Genomic DNA, 23,620 nt, shown 5'->3' on the forward strand with positions numbered 1-23,620 from the left:
TCCGGTGAGCTTCGGCCACCAGAAGTAGAACCCGGCGAACATCGCGAAGACCACGGTGCCGAACAGCACGTAGTGGAAGTGCGCCACCACGAAGTAGGAGTCGGTCACGTGGAAGTCCAGCGGCGGTGAGGCCAGGATGACCCCGGTGAGCCCGCCCAGCAGGAACGTCGCCAGGAAGCCGACCGCGAACAGCATCGGCGTGAGCAGGTGGATGTGCCCGCGCCACATCGTCCCGACCCAGTTGAAGAACTTCACCCCGGTCGGCACGGCGATGAGGAACGACATGAACGAGAAGAACGGCAGCAGCACCTGGCCGGTCGCGAACATGTGGTGCGCCCACACCGTCATCGACAGGCCGGTGATCGCGATGGTGGCGCCGACCAGGCCGATGTACCCGAAGACCGGCTTGCGGCTGAAGACCGGGATCACCTCGGTGATGATCCCGAAGAACGGCAGCGCGACGATGTACACCTCGGGGTGGCCGAAGAACCAGAACAGGTGCTGCCACAGGATGGCCCCGTAGGTGTCCGGGTCGTAGATGTGCGTGCCCAGGCGCCGGTCGGCCGCCAGGGCCAGCAGCGCGGCGGCCAGCACCGGGAACGCCAGCAGCACCAGCATGCTGGTCAGCAGGGTGTTCCACGTGAAGATCGGCATCCGGAACATCGTCATGCCGGGCGCGCGCATGGCGATGATCGTGGTGACGAAGTTGACCGCGCCGAGGATGGTGCCGAGGCCGGACATGACCAGGCCCATGATCCACAGGTCCTTGCCGACGTCCGGCGAGTAGGTCTCCCGGGACAGCGGGGTGTAGGCGGTCCAGCCGAAGTCGGCCGGCCCGCTCGCGGTGAGGAACCCGCCGATCACGATGAGCCCGCCGAACAGGAAGAGCCAGTAACTCAGCATGTTGAGCCGCGGGAAGGCCACGTCCGGCGCGCCGATCTGCAGCGGCATGATCGCGTTGGCGAAGCCGGCGAACAGCGGGGTGGCGAACAGCAGGAGCATCAGCGTGCCGTGCGTCGTGAACAGCTCGTTGTACTCCTTGCGGGTCACGAACTGCAGGCCGGGCGCCATCAGCTCGGCCCGGATGATCATCGCCTCGATGCCGGCGAACAGGAAGAACCCGAACGCGGTGATCAGGTAGAGGTTGCCGATCTTCTTGTGGTCGGTGGTGGTGAGCCAGTCGATGACGGCCCGCCCTTTCGGGGCGGGCGCGCTCGCCGGGGCCGGCGCTTCGCGTGTGTAGATCACAGCAGCCTCCCCGCCGCGGTCCGCGCTCGTCGTGCCTGCCGTCGTGGTGCTCGAAGTCCGATTACTCCGAATACTCCGATTACAACGCAGAAATACGACTAAACGCCGAAACGGGAAGCAAAACCCCAAACCCCGCCAACCACAATTTCTTTACGCCCCCCTACGTTTCCCGCTCGCCTTCCAGTCCGTGGAGCCCGTGGCGAACCATGGTGCACGTCTCGGCCGAGCGTTCTTCCACGCTGCGGGTCCGTTGCGCGGAGCCGTGCCGGGTCGGGCGGATTACGGCGAGCAGGCGCCGCTGCCGCGCGGATGGCGAGGCGAGCCGGGGTACTTCAACCGCTCATCACCCGATCACTGGTCAGCGGGGTGCCGGGGCGGTGGCCGGGTGCCGCGGTCCGCGGCGCTGATCGTTCCGCTCGGTGCGGGTCCATGGGACGGCGCCGGGTCGGCGGGATGGTGGACGGTGAAGCCGACGCCGTCGTACGGCGGGTGCGCCGGTGGCCCCGCCGGTGCCGGCCGTGGCCCGTCCAGTGCGGGCGTGCCGCGAGGACGGGCCGGGCCGGGCGTCGGGGGCTACTGCCAGTAGTTCTCCACCTCGTTCACCGGGCGCGGGCTGGCGTGGTCGGGGTCCTCGCCGAACTCGCGGTGAGCCCTGCGCTGGCGCAGCAGGTCCCAGCACTGGTCGAGCTCTTCCTCCAGCGCGCGGACACGGCTGTGCTCCTCGCCCTCGGACACCTCGCCCGTGGTCAGCTGTGAGCGCAGCTCGTGCTCCTCCGCGATGAGTTCCTTGATTCTCGAAAGGATCTGGCCGTCTTGCATCGCTGTTCCTCCTGTCTTCCAGCAGGGAGCTTACGGGGACGAACCACCCCTGCGCCCCCTGCCCTGGGGCCGGTGTCTCCCACCGGCCGGTAGCCTCGGCGCGATCCCCTTCCCGTCCCGGGGTCACCCCGAGCACGGGCGAACGCGTTACGGGCCGCGTCCGGCGTCTGCTACCGTCTTGGTTATGCTGCGCGGGCTGCTTCTTCTTAGCCGCCGCGGCGGGGGCCTGTAAGAGGCCGGCTCCCTCGCCGCGGTGCGAGCCATGCGCGTCGGCCGCTTTCAAGGGTTTGATCCCGGTGGCGAGCTTCCACTCTTTCGTCGACGACTTCGGCCGCGTACAGCGGATCCGGCAGGTTCGACGAGACCGGTCCGGACGTTCCGTGCCCGTCATGACGTCTGCGCCGACGTGTGCCCGCCCCGGTCCCGACATGACCAGGAGCATGCGATGTATCCCCAGCAGCAAGCCAGTCCGATGCCCGTCAAGCGCTACCAGCCGTTCACCCCGGTCCGCCTGACCGACCGCACCTGGCCCGACAAGGTCATCGACCGTGCCCCGCAGTGGTGCGCGGTCGACCTGCGCGACGGCAACCAGGCGCTGATCGACCCCATGGACCCCCACCGCAAACTGCGCATGTTCGACCTGCTGGTGAGCATGGGCTACAAGGAGATCGAGGTAGGGTTCCCCGCGGCGTCGCAGACCGAGTTCGACTTCATCCGCCAGATCATCGAGGAGGGGCGCGTCCCCGACGATGTGGTCATCCAGGTGCTGACCCAGGCCCGGCCCGAGCTGATCGAGCGCACCTTCGAGTCGCTGCGCGGCGCCAAGCAGGCGATCGTCCACCTGTACAACTCGACCTCCACCCTGCAGCGCCGCGTCGTCTTCGGCCAGGACAAGGAGGGCATCACGGCGATCGCCGTCGAGGGTGCCAAGCTGTGCAAGAAGCTCGCCGAGACGATGGGCGACACCGAGATCTACTTCCAGTACTCGCCGGAGTCCTTCACCGGCACCGAGCTCGAGTACGCCGTCGAGGTCTGCGACGCCGTCAACGACGTCTGGCAGCCCACCCCCGACCGCAAGGTCATCATCAACCTGCCGGCCACCGTCGAGATGGCCACCCCGAACGTCTACGCCGACCAGATCGAGTGGATGCACCGCAACCTGGCCTACCGCGACTCGATCGTGCTGTCCCTGCACCCGCACAACGACCGCGGCTCCGCCGTCGCCGCCGCCGAGCTGGGCTACCAGGCCGGCGCCGACCGCATCGAGGGCTGCCTGTTCGGCAACGGCGAGCGCACCGGCAACGTGTGCCTGGTCACCCTGGGCCTGAACCTCTTCTCTCAGGGCATCGACCCGCAGATCGACTTCGGCGACATCGACGAGATCCGCCGCGTCGTCGAATACTGCAACCAACTGCCCGTCCACCCCCGCCACCCCTACGGCGGCGAGCTGGTGTACACCGCCTTCTCCGGCTCCCACCAGGACGCCATCAAGAAGGGCCTGGAGGCCCTCGACCGCGACGCCGCCGCAGCGGGCGTCCCGGTCGCCGACTTCCCCTGGGCCGTCCCCTACCTGCCGATCGACCCCAAGGACGTCGGGCGCACCTACGAGGCCGTCATCCGGGTCAACAGCCAGTCCGGCAAGGGCGGCGTCGCCTACATCATGAAGGCCGAGCACGGCTTCGACCTGCCGCGCCGCCTGCAGATCGAGTTCTCCGGCGTCATCCAGACCCACACCGACTCCGCGGGCGGCGAGGTCACCCCGGCGCAGATGTGGGAGGTGTTCCGCGACGAGTTCCTCCCGAACGACGCCAAGCCGTGGGGACGCTACGGACTGCTGGCCCACCGCAACGTCTCCAACGTCGACGAGAAGGACGCCATCAGCGCGGACCTCCGCATCGGCGACGACATCCGCGAGATCGAGGGCGTCGGCAACGGCCCGATCTCCGCGTTCGTGGACGCGCTCGGCCGTGTCGGGGTGGACGTCCGCGTCCTGGACTACACCGAGCACGCCATGAGCGCCGGCTCCGACGCCCGCGCCGCCGCCTACGTCGAGTGCCAGGTCGGCGACCGCGTCCTGTGGGGCGTCGGGGTGGACGGCAACACCGTCACCGCCTCCCTCAAGGCCATCCTCAGCGCCGTCAACCGCGCCTCCCGCGGCTGACGGCCGGGGCTCGCGGCGACGCCGGCACGACCTGCCCGGCGTCGCCTGAGCCCGCGCGCCACCCGCGCCGGACACCAGGCCCACAAGGCCCCCGTCCTCCCCGGCCGCGCCCGCCACACCCTCGTGCGGGCGCGGCCGAGTCGTGTCCCGCGGCCGTACTCAGCGCCGGCAGCGATCCGGCCGCGTCGTGGCCGGCGCCCGCAGGTGTCCTGCTTGATGCCGGCAGCGGCCCGGACGCGTCCTGCTCATCTCAGGCGGCGCCCCGAGCGCATCCGCCATGCTCAGCGGCTGTTGGTGGCGGCGCGCTCGATGAGGTCGGCCACGGCTCCGGGCCGGGAGACCAGGACGGCGTGCGAGGCATCCTTGATCGTGACGACGGCGCGGGCGTGCGCGCGCTTGGCCATCCACCGCTGGGCGGCCGGCGGGATGTTCTTGTCACCGGTCGGGATGAGCACGTACGTGGGGATCTTCTTCCAGGCGGGGGCGCCGGAGCCCTCGTTCAGCGCGGCGGCGGTGACCGGGCGCTGGGTGGCGGCCATCACGGCGGCCTGGGCGGCGGGCACGTCGTGGGCGAACTGCTTGCGGAACTTCTCCTGCCGCACGTAGAGGTCGGTCTGCCCGCCGGGCAGCGGAACCTCCTGCAGGGTCGGGCCGAGGGTGCTGCCGGGGAACTTGCCCGACAGTTCGGCGGCGCTCTCCCCCTTGTCAGGGAGGAACCCGGCGACCGACACCAGGGCCTTGACGTTGTCGTCGCCCCGCGCGGCATTGCTGATCACGGCGCCGCCGTAGGAGTGGCCGACCAGGACGACCGGGCCTTTGACGCTCTTGAGCAGGGCGGCGGTGTAAGCGGCGTCCGACGCCAGGCCACGCAGCGGGTTGGCCGGGGCGATGACGCGATAACCGTGCCGCTGGAGGCGTTCCACCACGCCGCTCCAACTCGAGGCGTCGGCGAAGGCGCCGTGCACGAGCACGACCGTCGGCTTGCTCCCGTGCCCTCCTGCGACCGCCTCCGCACCGGCCGGCAGCGCGGTGACTCCGGTCAGAGCGGTCGCGGCGACGGCCGAGCCGAGCAGCGCGGCCAGCACGCGGCGGCGGGTGGTGGGACGGTTCATCGTTCTTCTCCTTCGGGTGGCGCTTCGTCAGCGCATCGTGCCGTACGCAATCGAATATCCCGCAACTAAGTTGCGCACAATTCTCTTCCCGGCCCTCGTGTGATACACGCCACCGTCACCCCACCCGGCACCGAACCGGCCGGCAGTGATCCCGCCGCGGCCCCAGCCGCCAGGCGACCCGCGCATCAGCAAGGGAGCGAGGAGCACGGCGGCACACTGGCGGGACGCATCACCGGCTCAGCGGCCGGCAGGTCAGGAACGCCCCGGGGATGCCGGTTCTCGGAAGTCATGCCGAGAACCGGCATTCCCACCGCTGCCACGACGGAGACGACCATTCCGGTCTTCTGGAGCGGCTGGTCGGGTTAGGGGAGCTTGCCGATGGCGCGGGCCAGGATGGTGGCGGTGCGGGCGACGAGCTTGTTGTCGTACGGGGTTCCGGCCGCCCTGGCGTTGGTGTAGATCGCCATGATCAGCGGCGCGGCGGACGGCGAGGTGCGGACGACGGCGATGTCGTTGGCGGCCCCGTGCGAGTTGGCGCTGCCCGTCTTGTCGCCGATGATCCAGCTCTTCGGCAGGCCGGCCCTGATCCGCTCGCCGCCGGTCGTGTTCGCCAGCAGCCACGCGTTCAGCTGCGCCTCGTCCCTGTCGTCCAGCGCGGTGCCCACGGCCACCTTGCCCAGGTCACGGGCGATGAAGGCGGGCCTGGTGGTGTCCCGCCTCTCCTTGGGGGTCCACTCGTTCAGTTCGGTCTCCCAGCGGTCCAGCCGGGAGACCGGGTCCTTCAGCGTCCGGAAGTACGCGGTCAGGCCCTTCGGCCCGCCGATCTGCTTCAGGATCATGTTCCCGGCGGTGTTGTCGCTGTAGGTGATCGCCGCTCTGCACAGCTCCGCGACCGTCATCCCGTCGTGCACGTGCTTCTCGGTGACCGGCGAGTTCTCCTTCAGTTCGTCCTTGGTCCAGCGCACGACCCGGCCCATCAGGCCCGGGTCCGACGTGCGCGCTTTCTTCAGCACGGCGGCGCAGGCCATCGCCTTGAAGGTGGACAGGAGCGGGAACCGCTCGCCGGAGCGGTAGCCGAACGTCTTCCCGGTCGCCGTGTCGATCACGTACGCGCCGATGCGTGCCTTGAACGCCGTCTCCAGCGCCCGCAGCTCCCGCCGCGCCTTCGCCGGCGACAACCCCAGGGGCCGGTCCGGTACAGCCGTCCGTACTGATCCCTGCACCGGGGAGGCGTGGCCGATCTCCGCCGCCGCGTACGGAGCCGCCCACGCGCTGCCGCTCCCGTACGCGCTGCCACCCGCCAGGACCGAGATCCCCAGCACGCCTGCGCTCACCGTCGTTCCGAACCGGTGGGCACGGAAGAATCGCATGGTCATCCTCACTGTTGATCGGTCAGGAGCTGTGAGCCAACCAGACCCCGTCGCGGGATGTCCAATATCGATATCAGGGCGGAATCCATGAAGATTTCGATATCACGCCTGTTCACAGCGCGCTGACCGCCGAGCCGGCCGCTGTCATCGCAAGTCGGCCGATCGATCTGCGGAGGAGCGGCCATCGCGTCAGTGGAGCGGCGACCATCACGTCAGCCAATGAGCGACCAACGTGTCACATAGGTTGCGACCAGCGCGTCAGGTGGGCGGCGACCACGATGTCAGCTGAGTAGCGGCCGTTGTAGCGGATCGAAGCCATTGCTGGCATGCTGACCTGGTGGTCAACACCTCGCAGACACCGTTGGGGCACGTGCTGCCGCGCCGGGCGGCCAGAGCCGTCCGAGAGGCGCTGAACGACACCCGGGTCGTGCTCGTCAACGGTGCCCGCCAGTCCGGCAAGAGCACCCTGGTCCGGCTACTCGCCAAAGACCGTGCGGCCGAATGGCGCAACCTCGACACACCCGCCGTGCGACAGGCCGCGATCGCCGATCCCGCCGGCTTCGTCGCGTTCCACGAGCCCATGGTCATCGACGAGATTCAGCGTGTCCCTGATCTCCTGCTGGCCATCAAGGAGCAGGTGGACACCGACCCCCGGCCGGGACGCTATCTCCTGACCGGTTCCGCGCGGGTGCTGGGCCTGCGCGGGCTCCCGGACGCACTGCCGGGCCGGGTGGAGACCATCGAGCTCTGGCCCTTCTCACAGGGGGAGATCGACGGGACGCCTGACGGCCTGGTGGACGCGCTGTTCCAGGAGGGGCCGAAGGTCCATCACACCTCGTCCGCGACCCGCAACGACTACGCGGAACGAGTCGTCCGCGGGGGTTTCCCCGAAGCGGTCGCGCGGACGAACCCCCGGCGCCGGGAGCGATTCCTCGATTCGTACGTCTCGGATCTCATCGCACGAGACGTGAGTCAGCTCTCGGACATCGAACGACTGTCGGAGATGCGGGCGCTGGTGCGGTTGCTGGCGGCCCGGTCCGGGCGGCTTCTCGTCGCCGGCGCCCTGAACGTCGGGCTGTCGACGAGTACCGTCCTTCGATACCTCGCGCTGCTCGAGGAGGTGTTCCTGACCAAACGCGTACCGGCGTGGTCGCGCAACCTGAGCAGTCGTGCGACGAGCACACCGAAGCTCGCCTTCGTGGACTCCGGAGTGGCCGCCAACCTGCTGGGTGTGGACGCCAGGAGCCTCGTCCGGCCGGAAGGCGCGTTCGGGCCGCTTCTCGAAGGGTTCGTCCTGATGGAGTTGGCGCGCCAGCTCACCTGGTCGGAGGAGCGCGCCGAGCTGTTCCACTATCGGACCAAGGACAAGGTGGAGGTCGACGCCGTCCTGGAGAACCGCCAGGGCCGGGTCGTGGCCATCGAGGTGAAAGCCTCGTCCACGGTGCGTCCGGACGACTTTCGCGGACTACGTCATCTGGCCGACCGTCTCGGGGACGACTTCGTCGTCGGAGTCGTGCTCTACACCGGTACCCAGACCCTTCCCTTCGGCGAACGCATGCGGGCCATGCCGGTGAGCGCGCTCTGGGAGGTGGCTCCGCAGGGCGGTCGCGCCATAGGGAAGCTCGGCGAAGCGTGAGGTTCCGGGAGCTCGGGGACTATCGAATCTTCAGGCCGAGGATGTGGGCTTGGAGGAGGGCGGTGTAGTCGAAGGCGTCGGCGCGGTCCGCCTCGATCAGGGCCTTGTACATGCCGAACAGCTCGAAGCTCACATGGCCGTAGATCTGGGTCCAGGCGAGCAGCGTACGCAGAATGAGGTCGTCGGAGAAGTCCGGGGTCAGGACCTCGCGCAGCCGTTCCGCGTCCGGCGCGAAGGACGAGGGAGTGAGCGGCAGTCCGGGTACGGGCAAGAGCCTGCCCGCCTGCTTCGCATCGCGCACAATGCCGGTCAGCACGATGCCGTCCCGGGCGGCCGCCGCCACGGTGTCCTGCGGCGCCACGTACCCGGGCACCGGCGTGCCGTGGATGAGCGCGTACTCGTGCGGATTGGCCAGCGCCCACGTGCGAATCGCCCGGCAGGACGCCATCCACCGGTCCAGGTGGTGCTCGCGCGGGCACGCCGCGTCGGCCTGCTCGACGGCGGTCCCGACCGCGTCGAACGCCTCGATGATGAGCGCGGTGAGCAGATCGTCCCTACTCGGGAAGTACCGGTAGATCGCCGAGGAGACCATCCCCAGCTCGCGTGCGACGGCCCGCAGCGACAGCCCCGCCGCCCCCTCCACCGCGAGGTGCCGCCGCGCCACCGCCTTGATCTCCCCGATCAGCTCGGCCCGCACACGCTCCCGCACACTACGACTGACACTCACCCCGCCAACCCTACCAGAGCGCCGACTCGCTCAGAGAGCACCGCTCTAACTTTCGTGGGATCGGAGCCCAGCGTCCGATCCCGCTTGGCAGTCGCCAACGACCACCCTGCCGCCATCGGCCGCGGCCTTTCGGCGGGGATGCCGGCCTTTACGCCGCAGACGAGGGTGTTCCGGCTTTCACGCCATTGACGAACGCGCTCCACTCGGACGGGGTGACGACCAGTGCCTCTCCGGCCGGGTTCTTGCTGTCGCGTACGGCCCGGCCGGCATCTGGGAGACGCGCCACCTCGACGCAGTTCCCGCCATCCGGTCCAGAGTGGCTGGACTTGATCCACTCGGCTGCCCGTGGCTCCCGGCTCAAGTCGTCCGTCCGCATCACCTTTTACTGGCGAATCAGGAGAATCTCCCGTTCTTCATGCTGTTGATGAAGGCGACCCATTCAGGCTCGGAGACGAGCAGGGCTGGCCCGGTGGGGTTCTTGCTGTCCCGTACCCCTCGTCGGCCACCGGGAACATGCGTGACCTCAACGCATTCGCCGCCGTCTGGCCCCGACCGGGAGGATTTACGCCATGTGTCCCATTCTGTTATCGGAGTCACTTCGTTCTCACCTCAGCAGGATCGGGAGACTTCGCCGGTCTTCATGTCGGCGATGAACGTGGTCCACTCAGGCCCAGGGATCAGTAGCACCGGCCCTGCTGGGTTCTTGCTGTCGCGTACGCCCCGTTGCGCCCCGGAGAGGCGTGCGACCTCGATGCAGTTCCCGCCGTTGTTGCCTGAATGGCTGGACTTGATCCACTTGGCTGTCCGTGGTTCCTGGGTCAACTCGTCCATTGCTGCAGCGTCTCCTTGATCAGGTCTAGGGATTCGTGTTGGGACGGCGCTTCTGGGCGAATCCCTTCGTATCTGAATGCTAGGGTCCGCACGGTTTCTGTCCAGTCGGTAACTTGCGCGTTCGAAGCCGCCTCAACGTAAGCAGTATCAGGAGTTCCCGGTACTTGTGCGATGGCGAATCCTCCCAGGAGCCCTGTCGCGGCGTAAGCACTATGAGGGAGGACCTATTCCATATCTCGTGTCATTGGGACTTGGTATGGGTGCCGGAGTGTCGGCTGCGGTATAGGTGGGGCGTGATCGAGTTGCGGGACTTCGTGGTGTCCGATGCCGTGTCGCTGGTCTCGTGGGTGGACGGGCCGGCGGAGCTGGTGATGTGGTCGGGGGCGACCGGGTTCACCTGGCCGCTGGATGAGCGGCAGGTGCTGCGGTACGCCGCCGGGGCGCATGATCGGATGCGGGTCTGGACGGCGGTCGACCGGGACGACCCCGGCAAGCCGCTCGCGCACGCCTCGATGATGCTGGACGCCCCGGGGTGGACGGCCCGGCTCGGGCGGGTGCTGGTGGCGCCCGGAGCCAGAGGGTGCGGGGTGGGGGAGGCGCTGGTCGGGGCCGTCCAGCGGGTCGCCTTCGATGAGATGGGCGTGCATCGTGTGTCGCTCGGGGTGTTCACCCACAACGCCACCGCCGTGCGACTCTACGAGCGGCTCGGGTTCGTCCGGGAAGGCACACTCCGCGAGGTCGCGACGGCGAACGGCGTGTGGTGGTCCTCGTTCGAGATGAGCATCCTCGCCGATGAATGGCGGTCCCGGCCGGCGTCCTGATCGAAGCCGGTCACCGGGGCGAGCCGTTCACTCAGAACCGGTGGGCGGGGCTGGGCCCGCGGGTTCGGATGCGAGATGGACCGTCGAGGTGCGGCCGGTCAGGCCGACGGGGTGTGGAAGTAGTGGCCCTTTTCGAGGTCGTCGATGAGACCCGGCTGCGTCGGCTGCCAGCCCAGCAGCTCACGGGTCAGCGTGCTGGACGCCGGGCTGTCCATCGCGACGGGGCCGCCCAGCCAGCCGAAGTGCTCGCCCGCCTTCTCCAGGGGGATCGAGGCCACCGGGACGTCCAGGTGGCGGCCGATCACCTCGGCGATGGCGCGCATCGGTACGCCCTCCTCGGCGACCGCGTGCAGCATCGACCCCGCCGGGGCCTGCTCCAAGGCGAGGCGGAACAGGTGCGCCGCGTCGAGCCGGTGTACGGCCGTCCAGCGGTTGGACCCGTCGTCCACGTACCCGGAGACGCCCTTGGCGCGGGCGATGCCGACCAGCATCGGGACGAAGCCGTAGTCGCCTTCGCCGTGCACGGTCGGGGCCAGTCGCATGACGCACGAGCGGACGCCGCGAGAGGCCAGGGAGAGCGTCAGCCGTCCGGTGGCCGACCGGTCGCCTGACGCCGACGGGTCGGGAGTCGCCCCGTCCTGTTCGGTCGCCACCCGTCCCAGCGCGAGGCCGAGGGTTCCGGAGGCGATGACGAGCGGACGGCCCGAGCCTGCGAGGGCCTCGCCGAACATCTCGACGACGCGGCGGTCGGCGTCGGTGGCCTCCTGGAAGCCGCCGGAGAAGGCGATGTCGTGCTTGAACGCGAGGTGGATCACTCCGTCCGCGGCGGCGGCGGCAGCGGCCAGGCCGTCCAGATCGTCGAGAGTGCCGCGCTGCACCTCTGCTCCGGCCGCGGCCAGGGCGGCGGCCGAGGCGTCCGAGCGGGCCAGTCCGACGACCTGATGCCCTGCGGCGATGAGCTCGGGAACGACGGCGGAGCCGATCCAGCCGGAGGCGCCGGTGACGAAAACGCGCATGGGAAACCTTTCGGATACGTCGATGCCCTCAGCGCAGAATGTGCGCGCAGGGTCCTGCGATGTCAGTGTCTGACATCGCCGAGTTCGAGCATAGCTCGTGATGTCAGTTGCTGTCATCAACTACGATTGGGCCCATGGGTCGATGGGAGCCGGGCGCGCGCGGGCGGCTGGAGCGGGCGGCGCTGGAGCTCTACAGCGAGCGCGGGTTCGAACAGGCCACTGTCGCGGAGATCGCCGCGCGGGCGGGGGTGACGGAGCGGACGTTCTTCCGGCACTTCGCCGACAAGCGCGAGGTGCTCTTCGGCGGATCGGGTGCCCTGCAGGAACTGTTCGTCAGCACCGTCGCCGAGGCTCCCGAGTCCGCGACGCCGATGGAGGCGATCGCCGCCGCCGTCGAAGTCGCCGGCGGGCTGCTCCAGGAACGCCGCGAATTCGCCCGTCGGCGGCACGCCGTCATCATCGCCAATCCCGGACTCCGGGAGCGTGAGCTGATCAAGCTCGTCTCACTCGCGGCGGCGCTCGCGGACGCGTTGCGCGAACGCGGCGTCGCGGACCCGGCCGCGAGCCTGGCCGCCGAGGCGGGCATCGCCGTCTTCAGGGTCGCGTTCGAACGCTGGGTCGGCGAACCCGGCCAGTCCGGATCGCCGGACCTCTCGGACGTACCGGACCTCCCGAAGATCATCAGGGAGTCATTCGACGAACTGAAGGCCGTGACCGCCGGCAAATGATCGTCGGCGGCGGGCAGGACGGCGAAGGCGGGTAACAGCGAGGCCGCAGACCGGAGAGATCCGGTATCCGCTGGTGCCCCGGTACCCGAGAGACCTTAGGCGAAGTCATGAGGGGCCGTTGGCCGATACCTCGGCTTTCCCGAGGCGTACCAGACAGGCTTCGCACGGGTCGTACGCGGACCACGCCTACCGGAGGCCGATCAGGCGGGAGCGTCACGGAGCGAGGGCGGCTCCTTGATCCGGCCGTCGGCGCCGAGCAGGCGGGCAAGGGCTTGGACGGCACGGAATCTGCTCGTGCCGTCGTCCGAGGATGCGACGACGAGAGCCTGAACGGCCGTTACGGCGGCTTGCTGATGCGGCGTGCCCAGTTCGGCGAGGCCTTCGGCGATCGTGAGACGCCGGTCGGCGGGGAGTCCGGGGTCGTTCAGCAGCCTTCGCGCGTGATCGACGGCGGTTCTGCGGTGCGACGGGCGCAGGGCGGCCAGGGCCAAGGCCGTGACGGCACGCTCGTACTGGTCCGTGGTCGTGTCGTCGGCCAACATCTGGAGGAGCCGTATGGCGCCGTCCCGGTGACCGGATCCCAGGTCGGCCAGTGCCTGTGCCGCGTGACGGCGTTCTTCCGGGTGCACAGATTCGGCGGCGGCGATTTCGTGCAGGAGTTCGGCGGCCTGGCCCCGGTGTCCGAGATGGTGGCGGGCCAGGACTTCTGCGGCCGTGCGGCGCAGCGGTACCGGGTTGGCGGGGTCCGCAGCCTCCCGGGCGAGCGTCTCCGCGGCCTCGTCTCGCAGGGACGTGGTCGGGGTGATGGTGGCCAAGGAGTCCAGGGCCAGAGCGCGGTGCGCGCCGCTGACCGCCGGGTCGGCGGACAACCCGCGCAGTGCTCGTACGGCCTCCTCGCGCCGCTCGTCGCCCAGCATCGCGAGGGCGAGCGCGGCCTGTCGCCGTACGCCCGCGTCGGCGTCCGGCTCCTCGGCCAGGTCGCGAAGCATGCGGGCCAATACGTCGCGGTCTTCTTCCTGCTCGGTGAGGACGGCGAGAGTGGACCAGCGGTCGTCGTCCCCGGCTTGCCGGTCGGTGGCCATGGACTGCAGTGCCCGGATTCCCACCGGGCGTGCCTCAGGTCCCAGGACGAGGAGAATGCCGGCGGCGTGGCGGCGCTGGTCGCCGGGGACTCCCTTGTCCTCGGCGATGCGCTGTAGCACGGCGACCGCCTGCTGCCGGTCGCCGTCCTCAGTGGACAGGTGAGCCATGGCCATGGCGGCCTCTCCCCGTTCCCAGGGGTCGGCGGCGGCGTCGGCGGCGATGGCCTGGAAGCACTGCACGGCGTGCGCACGGTTTCCGGGGCCGAGCCGGGCGAGCGTTTCGGCGGCCTGACGGCGTTCCCAGGCTCGTACGCCGGGATCGGCCGCGATCATGCCGAGCAGCCGTGCCCCGCGTTCTGTGTGGATGTAGCTGAGGCGTAGCAGCGTGATGGCGGCCTGGATCCGTTCGTGGTCCGCGCGGGTGGTGCTCTCCGCCAGCCGGGTGAGCAGCTCGACGGCGTCGAAATGGCAGGCGTCACTTACATCCGCCATGGCGGCGATGGCCAGTGCCCGTGGCAGTTCGCCGTCGGCTCCGTCCTTCTCTTTGCGGAACCGTTCCATCGCCTCGCACGCGAGTCGGCGGGCGTCCGGCCCCAGCGCCGCCAGGGACTCGATGGCCCACAGCCGGTTCCACGCGTCCACGTCGCGGTCCTCGGCGAGGCGGTGCAGGGCCGTTATCGCGATCTTCTGCGTCTCGGGTACCGGCAGCCGGCCGAGGTACTCCGCACACCATCGGCGGACGAACACATCGGCGCTCGCGTCCACGGCCAGCTCGCCGAGAACGCGGAACGCGCGGACCTGCGCGGTGGGACCCAGCTCGGCGAGGGCCAGTGCGGCTTCCAGGCGCTCTTCCGGATCATGGATGGAACCAGTGACCAGTTCACCCAGTACCCTGGCCCCTTGATCACGCTCGTCGCCGCCCAGCCCGGCAAGGTCACGAGCCGCCGTCCAGCGCACGCTCACATCCACCAGTGGGTCGGCGGCCAGGTCGGTCAAGACGGCGGCACCCCGAATCCTGTGCTCGCCGCCCAGCCTCGCCAGGTCCAGCGCCGCCCGCCTTCGCACGTCCGGTTCCAGAACCGCTTCCTCGGAGCTGCGGGTGGCCGGCCGGTACAGCAACTCCGCGCCCCGCTCCAGCTCTTCACCGCCGAGGTTGGTCAGCGACCGTGCCGCCTCCATTCGTTCGTTCGCATCAATGCCGAGATCGGTGGCCAGCCGGCACAGAATCTCCGCCCCGCGCCGACGATGCGTACCGCCCAGCTTCGCCAGCTCGTACGCACTCTCACCACGGCCAGCAGATGCGACGAGCGGGTCTGCGGCGTGCCGGTGCAGTAGTTCGGCGATTGTGTCCATCTGCGCGGGTTCGATACGGGCGACGCAGGCCAGGATGAACGGCCGGAGATGGACGTGCGGAGCGGTGGCCTCGGCCATCCCGAGGAGGATCGCGACCGCTCGTGCCCGGTGTTCCTCGCCGATATGCGCGATGTCTTCGAGGCAATCTTTGCGGTGCATGGCGGGCACGGACGGGTCGGTGGCGAGACGGTACTGGAGGGCGAGCGCCAAGCGGCTGCGTTCGGCGCCCATGACCCGCAGTTCATTGAGGACGTTGACCCTGTACCAGAAATCCGCGGAGACATCGCTGATAATTTGGTCCCCGACCTCGGCGCAACGGTCGGCGGTGACCTCGGCCGAGAAGACGGAGCCGCTCGAGGTGAACCATCTCACTGAGGAGTCGATGGTGGGGTCGGTGATCAACTCCTCGCTGATCGCGACGGCGTGCTTTCGATACTCGCCACCCAGGCTGAGCAGCTTGTCCGCCGCAGTGCGGCGGTCCTCGGAGTGCAGATGGTCGGCCGCTACGGCCACGTACAGGTCCGCCGCCTGACCGATGTGGCGCGAGCCCAGGTCCGTCAGCGTCTCGGCGGCCTGTAGCCGAGCCTCGGTACTGGCTGTGGGAGCGCCGGCGACGCGGTGCAGTAAGCCGGCGGCCACTGGTGCGGTGTCGGGGTTGAGCGCGGCCAATGTCGTCGCGGCCAGTGCCTGTTCTGTGGAGGACGCGAGGGGGTGCTCTCGCAGCGCCTCGAAGATCTCAAGTACCTGCCTATGGTGCTCGCTTCCCAGGTTGGCGAGTGTCTTCGCTGCCGAATGGCGTGTTTCGACTGGGATGACGTGGCCGGTGGCGAGTCGCAGCAGCGCATCGGCGGCTAGGGAACGGTGGTCCCCGCCCAGTCGGGCGAGCAGGACGGCCATGTTCCTGAGGTCCCCCGCGCTGACGCGCGCGTCCTGGACGAGCACGTGCAGCGCGTCGGCGCCTATGGCCCGGTAACCGGGACCCAGATTGAGTAGTGCCTTCGCCGCGTGCCAGCGAACGGAGGAAGGGAATGGGGTGTCAGGCCTGGTAGCCAGAGCGAACAGGATGTTCGCTGCGGTCGCGCGATGTGGCTCACCGAGCTCCGCCAGCTCGACCGTGATCAAGCGTCGGCCTCCGAAGTACGAGCTGACGTCGGTGGCCGCTTGGACGACGGCCTCGGCCGCCGCGGAACGGTGGCATGGTTCGATCTTCGCGAGCGCCACCAACGCGTACGCGCGTTCCACCGGATCGTTCACCAGATCCTCGGCCAGCCGGTCCAGCAGGCGTACGGCTTCCTCCCTGTAGGGTCCGCCGAGTTCATACAGCTTCTCCACGGCTTCTGGCCGGTTCCAGCCTCCGACCGTGGCGTCCGCGGCGATGTTGCGCAGGACGGCGGCGGCGCGCGTTCGATGTTCAGCGCCGCACTTGGCCAAATCCTCCGTGGCGTCGATTCGGTACCAGGGGTGGATCATGGAATCGGTCGCCAGCCGATGGAAGACCAGGCCGGCCCGCGCCCGGTGTTCCGCACCGAGCCCGGCAAGGCCCCGTGCCGCCGCCATGCGGTCGTCTCGCTCGGCCTCGACGTTCTCAGCGAACTCCTGGAGGATGCGTGCGGCCTGGGCGCGATGGGTGTCGCCGAACCGGGCGAGGACGGTGGCGGCGGCGCAGCGGGTGCTCATCGGGTGGTCGGCAGTGGTGAACGATCGCAGCAGGGAAGGGCCGTCCCGGCGTGCTCGCTCGGATCGTTCCCGCAGCGCGTCGATGATCGCGATCCGGTTCTCGGTTCCGAGTGAGGGGTCGGTCAGAAAACCTTCCAAGCGCTCACGTACCAGTGCGTGACGGGTGAGAGCGGAGACACGGTCGAGGTCGGCGGAGGCGTCCGTGCGCACCTTGTCCTCAAGGCGGACCAGGTATGCGCTGAGCTGGCCCTCTGAGGTGGGGGCGCCTGCTTCGATGAGCTTGTCGGCGCGGGTGCGTTGGTCCAGGGTGCCGTGTTGCAGGGCGTCGAGCAGGCCTGTTCCTTCTCCTGCCAGGTGGAGGTAGTGGAGCACCACGCGCTCGGTGGCCTCGTCGTCGAGGAGCAGGGCGGTCATCAGCTCCTCCCATGGCGGCTCGCCGGGGCGGAAGTCGCGGGGAAGGGTCTTGGCGCGGGCGGTGGCGGCCAGGTGTTCGGCAAAGGTGTGGTGCAGGAAACGCAGGCGGGTACGGCTCCGGGTCAGTACGCCGGTCTGCGCCAGCCACTCGGCCAGGGTGCTCTCCCAGTCGAACGGCAGTCGCGCGGGCAGCGGAGCGTGGTCGGCCAGGAAACGCTGAGCGACCTCCAGCAGCGGGGTCTCGGTGGTGGTGTAGGCGGTGGCCAGTTCCTCCAGCAGTTCGGCGCGGTGCGCGTACAGCCAGTCGGCGAGGGCCGGGCCGCCGGTCACCTCTTTCAGGACGGCCAAGGTCGAGGAGTCCGCCTCGGCGCGAGCCTGGGCGTACCGGCCGATGTACTCCTCGTACAGCTCGTAGCGGCCGGAAGGAAGGGGGCGGTCGCGCCGCGACTGGTGGATGTTGGCGGCGACCGTGGCCAGCAGTGGCACGACCAGCACCTCCTCCAGTCCGGCCAGCCGCACCTGCCGCAGGAACTCCTCCGCCGCCGCGTTCCCCGACGGCGTGCCGTCCGGGTCGAACCAGTTCCGGGCGAATTGCACGAGGGCTTCCTGGTCGAACGGTTGCAGCTCGTACATGCCGACCCGTGGCCCGCGCAGCCGGTCGACCTCGCCGGGGGAGAGCGGGCGGGTCGTGACCAGGAACCTCGCCGGGCCCTCGCTGTCCGGGATGCGTGCGGCGAGCGCGGTCAGCAGCCGTTCGCGGTCGTCCTGGTCGGGGATCTCGTCCAGGGCGTCCACCACGACCAGCCAGCGCCGTCCGTCGATCCGGTGGCCGAACAGGTCGGCCGGCACCTCGCCGTCGGGGCGGCCGTACTCGGCGGCGACCGCCGTTCGCAACGCCTCCGGCCAGCTCCGGTCGAGGTGCGTGGCCAATACGCGGGCGGGCAGCATGATCGGCACCAGCATGTCGTCCCGCCGGACGGCTCCGGCGGCCGTGCGCGCGTCCGTCGATAACGTGGCCGCGTCGTTCTGTGTCGTGGCGGTGTCGTTCGGCGTCGTGGGCGTCTCCCGCGCCGCTCCGGCCGGGGCCAGCCTGGCAAGGGGCGCGTCCTTCGTAGCGGTCTCGGCGTCCTTGAGGACGCTCTTGGCGAAGTGGCGGGTCAGCATCCTGCCGAGGGTGGTCTTGCCGAGTCCCGCCGCGCCCTCGATCACCAGATGGTCGTGCTGCTCGAAGACCTGCTCGAAGGGCTGTGCCAGTCCGGTCGCGGGCCGCCGTTCCTCCAGCACGAGCTCGTCGTCGTCCTCGTCCCAGCGCCTGCGCGGCTCGGGGGCGGCGGCGACGCTCTGCCGCACGTACACATCGGACAGCGGGAAGCGTCCGCGGATGCCGCGTAGCGGGTAGGGCAGGTCGTCGGTCACCTGGCACATCATCCGCAGGACACCGGAGAGTTGCGGCGGCAGGGGAGTGGCTCGTGCGTCATCGACGGTGTGCGTGCCGTCACCAGGACGGGGCCGGTGCCCGGTGGCCGTGATCGGGAGGGATGGCCAGTACCGGGCCAGGACCGCGACCGGGAGCATCCAGGCGACCTTCGCCGCCTCATCACGGTCCTCGGTGACCGCGATGCCGAGAACGTGACCGGTGTCGTCGCTCTCGACGCCGGCGCCGCTGAACCCGCGCTCGATGCGTTTGCCGGTGGTGCGGGAGGCGTCGAGCTGGACCCAGCCGGGACCGCTGGGGTCGCCGACCTCGTACGCCACGGCCCAGACCCCGGTGTCGACGCCGCGCGGGTAGCCGTAGGCGCGTATGCGGGTGCCGCGCGCCACGTGGTCGGACAGTACGGCGGGCGCGGTGCCGGCGGGTGGTGGTGTGGCGAGTCTCAGGACGGCGACGTCCCCTCGCTCGTCGTCCTCGATGGGGAACCATCCGCCGTCCGCGACCGTGGCCGGGAGGCGGGCTCCGCCGGCGTCGATCGGGAAGTCGACCTCGATCGGCGCGGCCGGGAGAGAGCGTTCGGCCGTGTCTCTGCCGAGGGCGGCGTTCACGACGTGCGCGCAGGTCAGGATGTGCCGGTCGTCGATGAGGACGCCCGCGCCGCACGCCGCGCCGGCGCCGTGGACGCGGACCGACCAGGGGCGCATGTCAGGATTCCGGGAGGCGCCGCCAGGTGAGCTTGACGGTCAGGTGGCCTTCGACGGAGGACTTGGCGATGACGGCGCCGGCCTCGGCGTTGAGCTTGACGCCCAGCTCGATCTCCACCTCGTCCGGGCCGGACTTGCGGAAGGTCTCCAGGGCGGCTTCGGCGGCTTCCCTGATGGGCTGGAGTGCCACCTGCAGGGAGTCCACGGCGGCTTCGATCCTGCCGTTGCCGCCGCGCGACACCCGGTGGACGCCGGGCTCGTTCTCGGAGACCTCGACCACGACCTGGCCGCCGTCGGCCAGTGGCATGCGCATCAGTTCACTCACGTCGGACTCCGGGGGAAGGCGAAACCGTCGTAACGGGTACGGAGCGGATCGTAACCCGTGCAGGCGGCTCCCGCTCGGCCTTCATCTCGGCCAGGTCGCCCATCCGAATGCCGGCGGTGGCCATCCACCTGGAGACTGGCCATCTGATTTGAGAGCAGTGCTCTTGACTGCGGCGTTCTCTTGAGAGAGCATTGCTCTCGAAAGGGAGCACTGATTGGAGTGCTTCGGCACCGTTCCGGCGCCGGGTCCGCGATGCGCGGTCACGCCGGGGACCGTGGGACGGGTGTCACACGGGTCGTCACGAAGGAGCAGGGACATGGGGAAGCACGTCGTGGTCGGGGCCGGGCAGGTCGGGGCGCACCTGGCGGAGGAACTGGCCGGAGCGGGCCACGAGGTCGTCGTGGTCACCCGGTCGGGGTCGGGCCCGGCCGGTGAGCGGATCGAACGGGTCGCGGCGGACGCGGGGGACGGCCCGCGGCTCGCCCGCATCACCGAGGGGGCCGACGCGCTGTACAACTGCGTCAACATGGCCTACCACCGCTGGCCGCAGGACTGGCCGCCGGTCGCGGACGCGCTGCTCGCGGCGGCCGAGCACAATGGAGCGGGGCTGGTCATCCTCGGCAACCTGTACGGGTACGGGCCGGTGGACGGGCCGATCACCGAGGACCTGCCCCTCGCGTCCGCCGGGTCCAAGGGCAGGGTGCGAGCGAAGATGTGGGCCGACGCGCTCGCCGCGCACGAGGCGGGCCGCCTGCGCGCCACCGAGGTGCGCGCCTCCGACTTCTTCGGCCCGGGAATGAGCAAGGACTCCGTTTTCGGGTACATCGCGCCGATTCTCGACGGGAAGCCGGTGCGGGTTCCCGCTCCGGTCGACCACCCGCACAGCTTCACCTACATCCCCGACGTGGCGCGGGCGCTGGCCGCCGCGGGCACCGGCGAGCGGGCCTGGGGAAGGGCCTGGCACGTGCCGACACTACCTGCGGTGACCATCAGGGAGCTGGTCGAGCGCCTCGCCGCGGCGGCGGGGGCCCCCGCGCCGCGCGTCTCCGCCATTCCGCACATCGCGATGCGGGCGGCGGGGCTGTTCGTGCCGATGGTGCGCGAGCTGGAGGAGACGCGGTACCAGTTCGACCGGCCGTTCATCCTGGACTCCTCGGCCTTCGAATCGGTCTTCGGTCTCACCCCGACCCCGCTGGAGGCGCAGCTCAAGGAGACGGTCGCCTGGCTGCGCGCCCGCTGACGGCCTCGGCGGGCCGGTCGCCGCGGGAACGTGTGACCGGCACGCCGGATGTCGGTGCCCGATCCGCTCGGGGAATGCCGCGATCCGGCTGAATGTCGGGTCACGTTGAAGGGCCGGTCCGTGGCGGGTCCAGGTCCCTGAGCGTGCTTTCCCCACGATCTGCCCGTTCTGCGGTGCGACTGACGGCCGCGTACGCGGTGGCGAGCACTTGTAGGGTTTCGGGCATCCAAGGGGGGATTTATGCAGACTTCTGCTGATATTGCGGCCGAGGCGTGGGCGGCGGCGATCGCGATGTTCGTGGCGGCCCAGCCGGACGGCTACCACCGGGCCGGCGCGCGGGGCACGTACGAGATGGTCAGTGGCGCGCCGACGCCGCTGTTGAGCGGCGTCTTCAGCGTCGCGCCGCGGGCCGACGCCGAGGAGGTCGCGCAGTTCGCCGCGTCGGAGCGGCTGCGCGGGGTGCCGTGGAGCATCCAGGTGCGAGGGGAGCGCTTCGACCCGCGGATCGCCGACATCGCCGCGGCGCACGACCGCACCCAGCGTCTGTCGCTGCCGTTGATGACCAAGGAGATCACCGAGGAGGACGGCAAGGCCGCCGAGGCCGGGCAGGTGCGCGTCCGCCCGGTGACCGGCGAGGAACGTGAGCGGTACCAGGCGACGATGGCCGCCGGGTTCGAGGGGCCGCCCGAGGTGTTCGAGCGCTTCAGCCTGCCTGCCCTGATGGACCACCCCGGCATGCGCGCGTACGTCGCGGAGGTGGACGGGGAGCCGGTGGGCACCTCGTTCGGCGTCGTCGCGGGCGACCTGGTGGGAGTGTTCAACATCGCGGTGCCTCCGTCGCACCGCCGGCGCGGGTACGGCCGGGCGGTGACCGCGGCGGTGCTGGGCGACGCGTACGCGGCGGGCGCGCGTACGGCGTTCCTGCACGCCAGCGAGCTGGGCGCACCGCTCTACGCGGACATGGGGTTCCGCCTCGTGGAGCGCTGGACGGTCTTCTCCTCCTGACGTCCCATCGTGACCGCCGGCAGGCTGTGCCGCGCCGCTAAATGGTGATATTTCCGGCAAAGGGGGCAGTGGCCTGCTCGGCCGGTCGGAGCCGGTGCCGCTGCGCGATCATCGCGACGTACGGCACCGGCCGCACCGGGCGGGCGCCGCGACCTGAAACTCTCGTACGCTCGCCCGGCGATCGGCCGCCATGCCGTGCTCGTCGTCCGGCTGCGGGCGTGGCGGCCGTGCCAAGGGGAGGGCCCGGTCGCCCTGCGCTTCGGGACGAGTTGAGCATAAGGTTCGAAGCGGTGCGCACTAGGGGAGGAAAACGTGCCCGACTTGCTGGTAGGGCCGATGCTGCGTTACGTCGATGAGACGAGCGCGTCGATATGGGTGGAGACGAGTGATCCCTGCGAGGTCGCCGTCGAGGTCGCGGGGGCACGTGCCACCGAGCGCACCTTCACCGTCCACGGCCATCACTACGCCATCGTGGACGTCGAGGAGACCGGCTCGTACACCGTTGAGCTGGACGGGCGCCAGGTGTGGCCGCTGGAGGACCTCCCCGAGAGCAAGATCTGCCCGCTGGCCGAGTTGAACCGCGTGGTGTTCGGCTCCTGCCGCACCAGCGTGCCGCACGACGAGCCGCACGTGCGCACCCACGGGCCGGACGTGCTGCGCGAGTTCGGGCTGCGGCTCATGCAGGGCGACGCGCTGCCCAGTCTGCTGATCTTCCTGGGTGACCAGGTGTACGCCGACGAGCCGTCCCAGGAGATGCTGGACTTCATCCACGCCCGGCGCCAGGACGGCCCCGACGAGATCGTGGACTTCGAGGAGTACGCCGAGCTGTACCGGCAGGCGTGGAGCGACCCGGTGGTGCGCTGGGTGCTCTCCACCGTCCCCACTGCGATGATCTTCGACGATCACGACGTGCGCGACGACTGGAACACCTCCATGGCCTGGCGGCGCACCATGGCCGAGGTGTCGTGGTGGCCGACCCGCGTCGTCTCCGCGCTCGGCGCCTACTGGGTCTACCAGCACCTGGGCAACCTCTCGCCGGCCGAGCGCAAGGCCGACCCGCTGTACGCCGAGATCCGCGCGGCCGGTGACGGGGGCGACGGCGGCGGGTTGCTCGACGCGTTCGCCCGCAAGGCCGACGAGGACCCCGCCTCCACCCGGTGGAGCTACACCCGCGACATCGGCGGCACCCGGCTGATCATGCTGGACACCCGGTGCGCCCGGCAGCTCGACCCGGGCCGCCGGCGGATGCTCGACGACGACGAGTGGGCCTGGTTCGCCGACCTGGCCACCGGCGACGTGGACCACCTGCTGATCGGGTCCTCGGTGCCGGTGTTCCTGCCGAGCGGCATCTTCGACGTGGAGAGCTGGAACGAGGCCGTCGCGGGCGGCGCGTGGGGGCCCCGGGCGGCGGGGTACGCCGAGAAGATCCGCCAGGCGCTCGACCTGGAGCACTGGGGGGCGTTCCGGACGTCGTTCGAACAGCTCGGCCGGCTGCTCGTGGACGTCGCCGCCGGCCGGCGTGGCAGGCCCCCGGCGACGATCGTGCTGATGTCCGGCGACGTCCACTACTCCTACCTGGCCGCGGCCGGGCCGTCCTCGGCCGACCTCGACTCGACCCGCATCTACCAGGCGGTCTGCTCGCCGATCCGCAACCCGCTGAGCCGAGGGCTGCGGCTGGCCAACGTGATCGGCTCGTTCGGCGTGGCCAGCTTGGTCGGCGGCCTGCTCACCCGCACGGTCCGCCTCCCCCGGCGGGCCCTGCGCTGGAAGATCACCAACGGCCCGTGGTTCCCGAACGCGATCGCCTCACTCGACCTGGACGGACGCTCCGCGGTGGTGCGCTGGCACACCGCGCGCCCCGACTTCGAGGAGCTCACCCGCATCCGGCTCACCTCCTGACCAGGGCCGTACCGGCCCGC

The 23,620-nt window shown here is 70.0% G+C and carries 18 protein-coding genes and 1 pseudogene; 7 read left to right on the forward strand and 12 right to left on the reverse strand.

What is annotated here, in order from left to right:
* Together IEY93_RS30135 and IEY93_RS30140 are read right to left on the reverse strand one after the other, a co-directional pair.
* Positions 1-1,248 (reverse strand): cbb3-type cytochrome c oxidase subunit I (locus IEY93_RS30135; RefSeq protein ID WP_229691598.1); only part of this gene is annotated, 1,248 nt, incomplete at its 3' end.
* Between the two features lie 573 nt (positions 1,249-1,821).
* Positions 1,822-2,067, reverse strand: a complete 246-nt coding sequence (locus IEY93_RS30140) for a DUF2630 family protein (RefSeq protein WP_189166543.1) — start codon at positions 2,065-2,067, stop codon at positions 1,822-1,824.
* A 445-nt stretch (positions 2,068-2,512) separates the two neighbouring features.
* Between IEY93_RS30140 and leuA the strand changes: the two genes are divergently transcribed.
* Entirely contained in the window at positions 2,513-4,228 is a 1,716-nt protein-coding gene (gene leuA / locus IEY93_RS30145) for a 2-isopropylmalate synthase (protein WP_189166544.1), read from the forward strand.
* A gap of 281 nt (positions 4,229-4,509) precedes the next feature.
* Here the strand turns inward: leuA and IEY93_RS30150 are convergent, their stop codons facing one another.
* Positions 4,510-5,340, reverse strand: a complete 831-nt coding sequence (locus IEY93_RS30150) for an alpha/beta fold hydrolase (protein WP_189166545.1) — start codon at positions 5,338-5,340, stop codon at positions 4,510-4,512.
* A 362-nt stretch (positions 5,341-5,702) separates the two neighbouring features.
* On the reverse strand, positions 5,703-6,710 hold the full coding sequence (gene bla / locus IEY93_RS30155) for a class A beta-lactamase (RefSeq protein ID WP_189166546.1): 1,008 nt from the start codon (positions 6,708-6,710) through the stop codon (positions 5,703-5,705).
* Between the two features lie 337 nt (positions 6,711-7,047).
* Here bla and IEY93_RS30160 point away from each other — a divergent pair, with 337 nt between their 5' ends.
* Positions 7,048-8,346, forward strand: a complete 1,299-nt coding sequence (locus tag IEY93_RS30160; RefSeq protein WP_229691599.1) for an ATP-binding protein — start codon at positions 7,048-7,050, stop codon at positions 8,344-8,346.
* Positions 8,347-8,365: 19 nt separating this feature from the next.
* On the opposite strand, the gene IEY93_RS30165 is transcribed toward IEY93_RS30160, so the two are convergent.
* From IEY93_RS30165 to IEY93_RS39835, 5 genes and pseudogenes are all read right to left on the reverse strand, one after another.
* Positions 8,366-9,073 (reverse strand): TetR/AcrR family transcriptional regulator, encoded by a 708-nt coding sequence (locus IEY93_RS30165; protein WP_189166547.1) that lies wholly within the window; start codon positions 9,071-9,073, stop codon positions 8,366-8,368.
* Positions 9,074-9,221: 148 nt separating this feature from the next.
* Entirely contained in the window at positions 9,222-9,449 is a 228-nt protein-coding gene (locus IEY93_RS30170) for a DUF397 domain-containing protein (protein WP_189166548.1), read from the reverse strand.
* A 17-nt stretch (positions 9,450-9,466) separates the two neighbouring features.
* A complete protein-coding gene (locus tag IEY93_RS30175) occupies positions 9,467-9,670 on the reverse strand; it encodes a DUF397 domain-containing protein (RefSeq protein WP_189166549.1) in 204 nt (67 codons plus the stop codon).
* A 12-nt stretch (positions 9,671-9,682) separates the two neighbouring features.
* On the reverse strand, positions 9,683-9,904 hold the full coding sequence (locus IEY93_RS30180) for a DUF397 domain-containing protein (protein ID WP_189166550.1): 222 nt from the start codon (positions 9,902-9,904) through the stop codon (positions 9,683-9,685).
* Positions 9,892-10,116: pseudogene (locus IEY93_RS39835) on the reverse strand (hypothetical protein); the annotation flags it as partial. The gene IEY93_RS30180 and the pseudogene IEY93_RS39835, both read right to left, overlap by 13 nt.
* 81 nt (positions 10,117-10,197) lie before the next feature.
* On the opposite strand from IEY93_RS39835, the gene IEY93_RS30185 reads away from it, so the two are divergent.
* The gene (locus IEY93_RS30185; RefSeq protein WP_189166551.1) at positions 10,198-10,725 is read left to right on the forward strand and encodes a GNAT family N-acetyltransferase; all 528 of its coding nucleotides are present in this window, start codon (positions 10,198-10,200) and stop codon (positions 10,723-10,725) included.
* A gap of 98 nt (positions 10,726-10,823) precedes the next feature.
* Here the strand turns inward: IEY93_RS30185 and IEY93_RS30190 are convergent, their stop codons facing one another.
* Positions 10,824-11,741 carry an SDR family oxidoreductase gene (locus IEY93_RS30190; protein WP_189166552.1) on the reverse strand — a complete coding sequence of 306 codons (918 nt, stop codon included), beginning with the start codon at positions 11,739-11,741 and terminating at the stop codon, positions 10,824-10,826.
* Positions 11,742-11,875: 134 nt separating this feature from the next.
* On the opposite strand from IEY93_RS30190, the gene IEY93_RS30195 reads away from it, so the two are divergent.
* Complete coding sequence (locus IEY93_RS30195; protein WP_189166553.1) at positions 11,876-12,469, forward strand: TetR/AcrR family transcriptional regulator; 594 nt, start codon at positions 11,876-11,878, stop codon at positions 12,467-12,469.
* 200 nt (positions 12,470-12,669) lie between these two features.
* Here the strand turns inward: IEY93_RS30195 and IEY93_RS30200 are convergent, their stop codons facing one another.
* A complete protein-coding gene (locus tag IEY93_RS30200; RefSeq protein WP_189166554.1) occupies positions 12,670-19,131 on the reverse strand; it encodes a trypsin-like peptidase domain-containing protein in 6,462 nt (2,153 codons plus the stop codon).
* Position 19,132: 1 nt separating this feature from the next.
* Positions 19,133-19,456, reverse strand: a complete 324-nt coding sequence (locus tag IEY93_RS30205) for a CU044_2847 family protein (RefSeq protein WP_189166555.1) — start codon at positions 19,454-19,456, stop codon at positions 19,133-19,135.
* A gap of 316 nt (positions 19,457-19,772) precedes the next feature.
* Here IEY93_RS30205 and IEY93_RS30210 point away from each other — a divergent pair, with 316 nt between their 5' ends.
* The 3 genes from IEY93_RS30210 to IEY93_RS30220 all read left to right on the forward strand — a co-directional run bounded on the left by IEY93_RS30210 (position 19,773) and on the right by IEY93_RS30220 (position 23,600).
* Entirely contained in the window at positions 19,773-20,696 is a 924-nt protein-coding gene (locus tag IEY93_RS30210; protein ID WP_189166556.1) for an NAD-dependent epimerase/dehydratase family protein, read from the forward strand.
* Positions 20,697-20,936: 240 nt separating this feature from the next.
* Positions 20,937-21,701, forward strand: coding sequence for a GNAT family N-acetyltransferase (locus IEY93_RS30215; RefSeq protein ID WP_189166557.1), 765 nt, complete (start codon positions 20,937-20,939; stop codon positions 21,699-21,701).
* A gap of 312 nt (positions 21,702-22,013) precedes the next feature.
* Entirely contained in the window at positions 22,014-23,600 is a 1,587-nt protein-coding gene (locus tag IEY93_RS30220) for an alkaline phosphatase D family protein (RefSeq protein WP_189166558.1), read from the forward strand.
* Positions 23,601-23,620: the final 20 nt, after the last annotated feature.

This window comes from Sphaerisporangium melleum, from assembly GCF_014646695.1.
In the GTDB taxonomy this organism is placed as follows: domain Bacteria; phylum Actinomycetota; class Actinomycetes; order Streptosporangiales; family Streptosporangiaceae; genus Sphaerisporangium; species Sphaerisporangium melleum.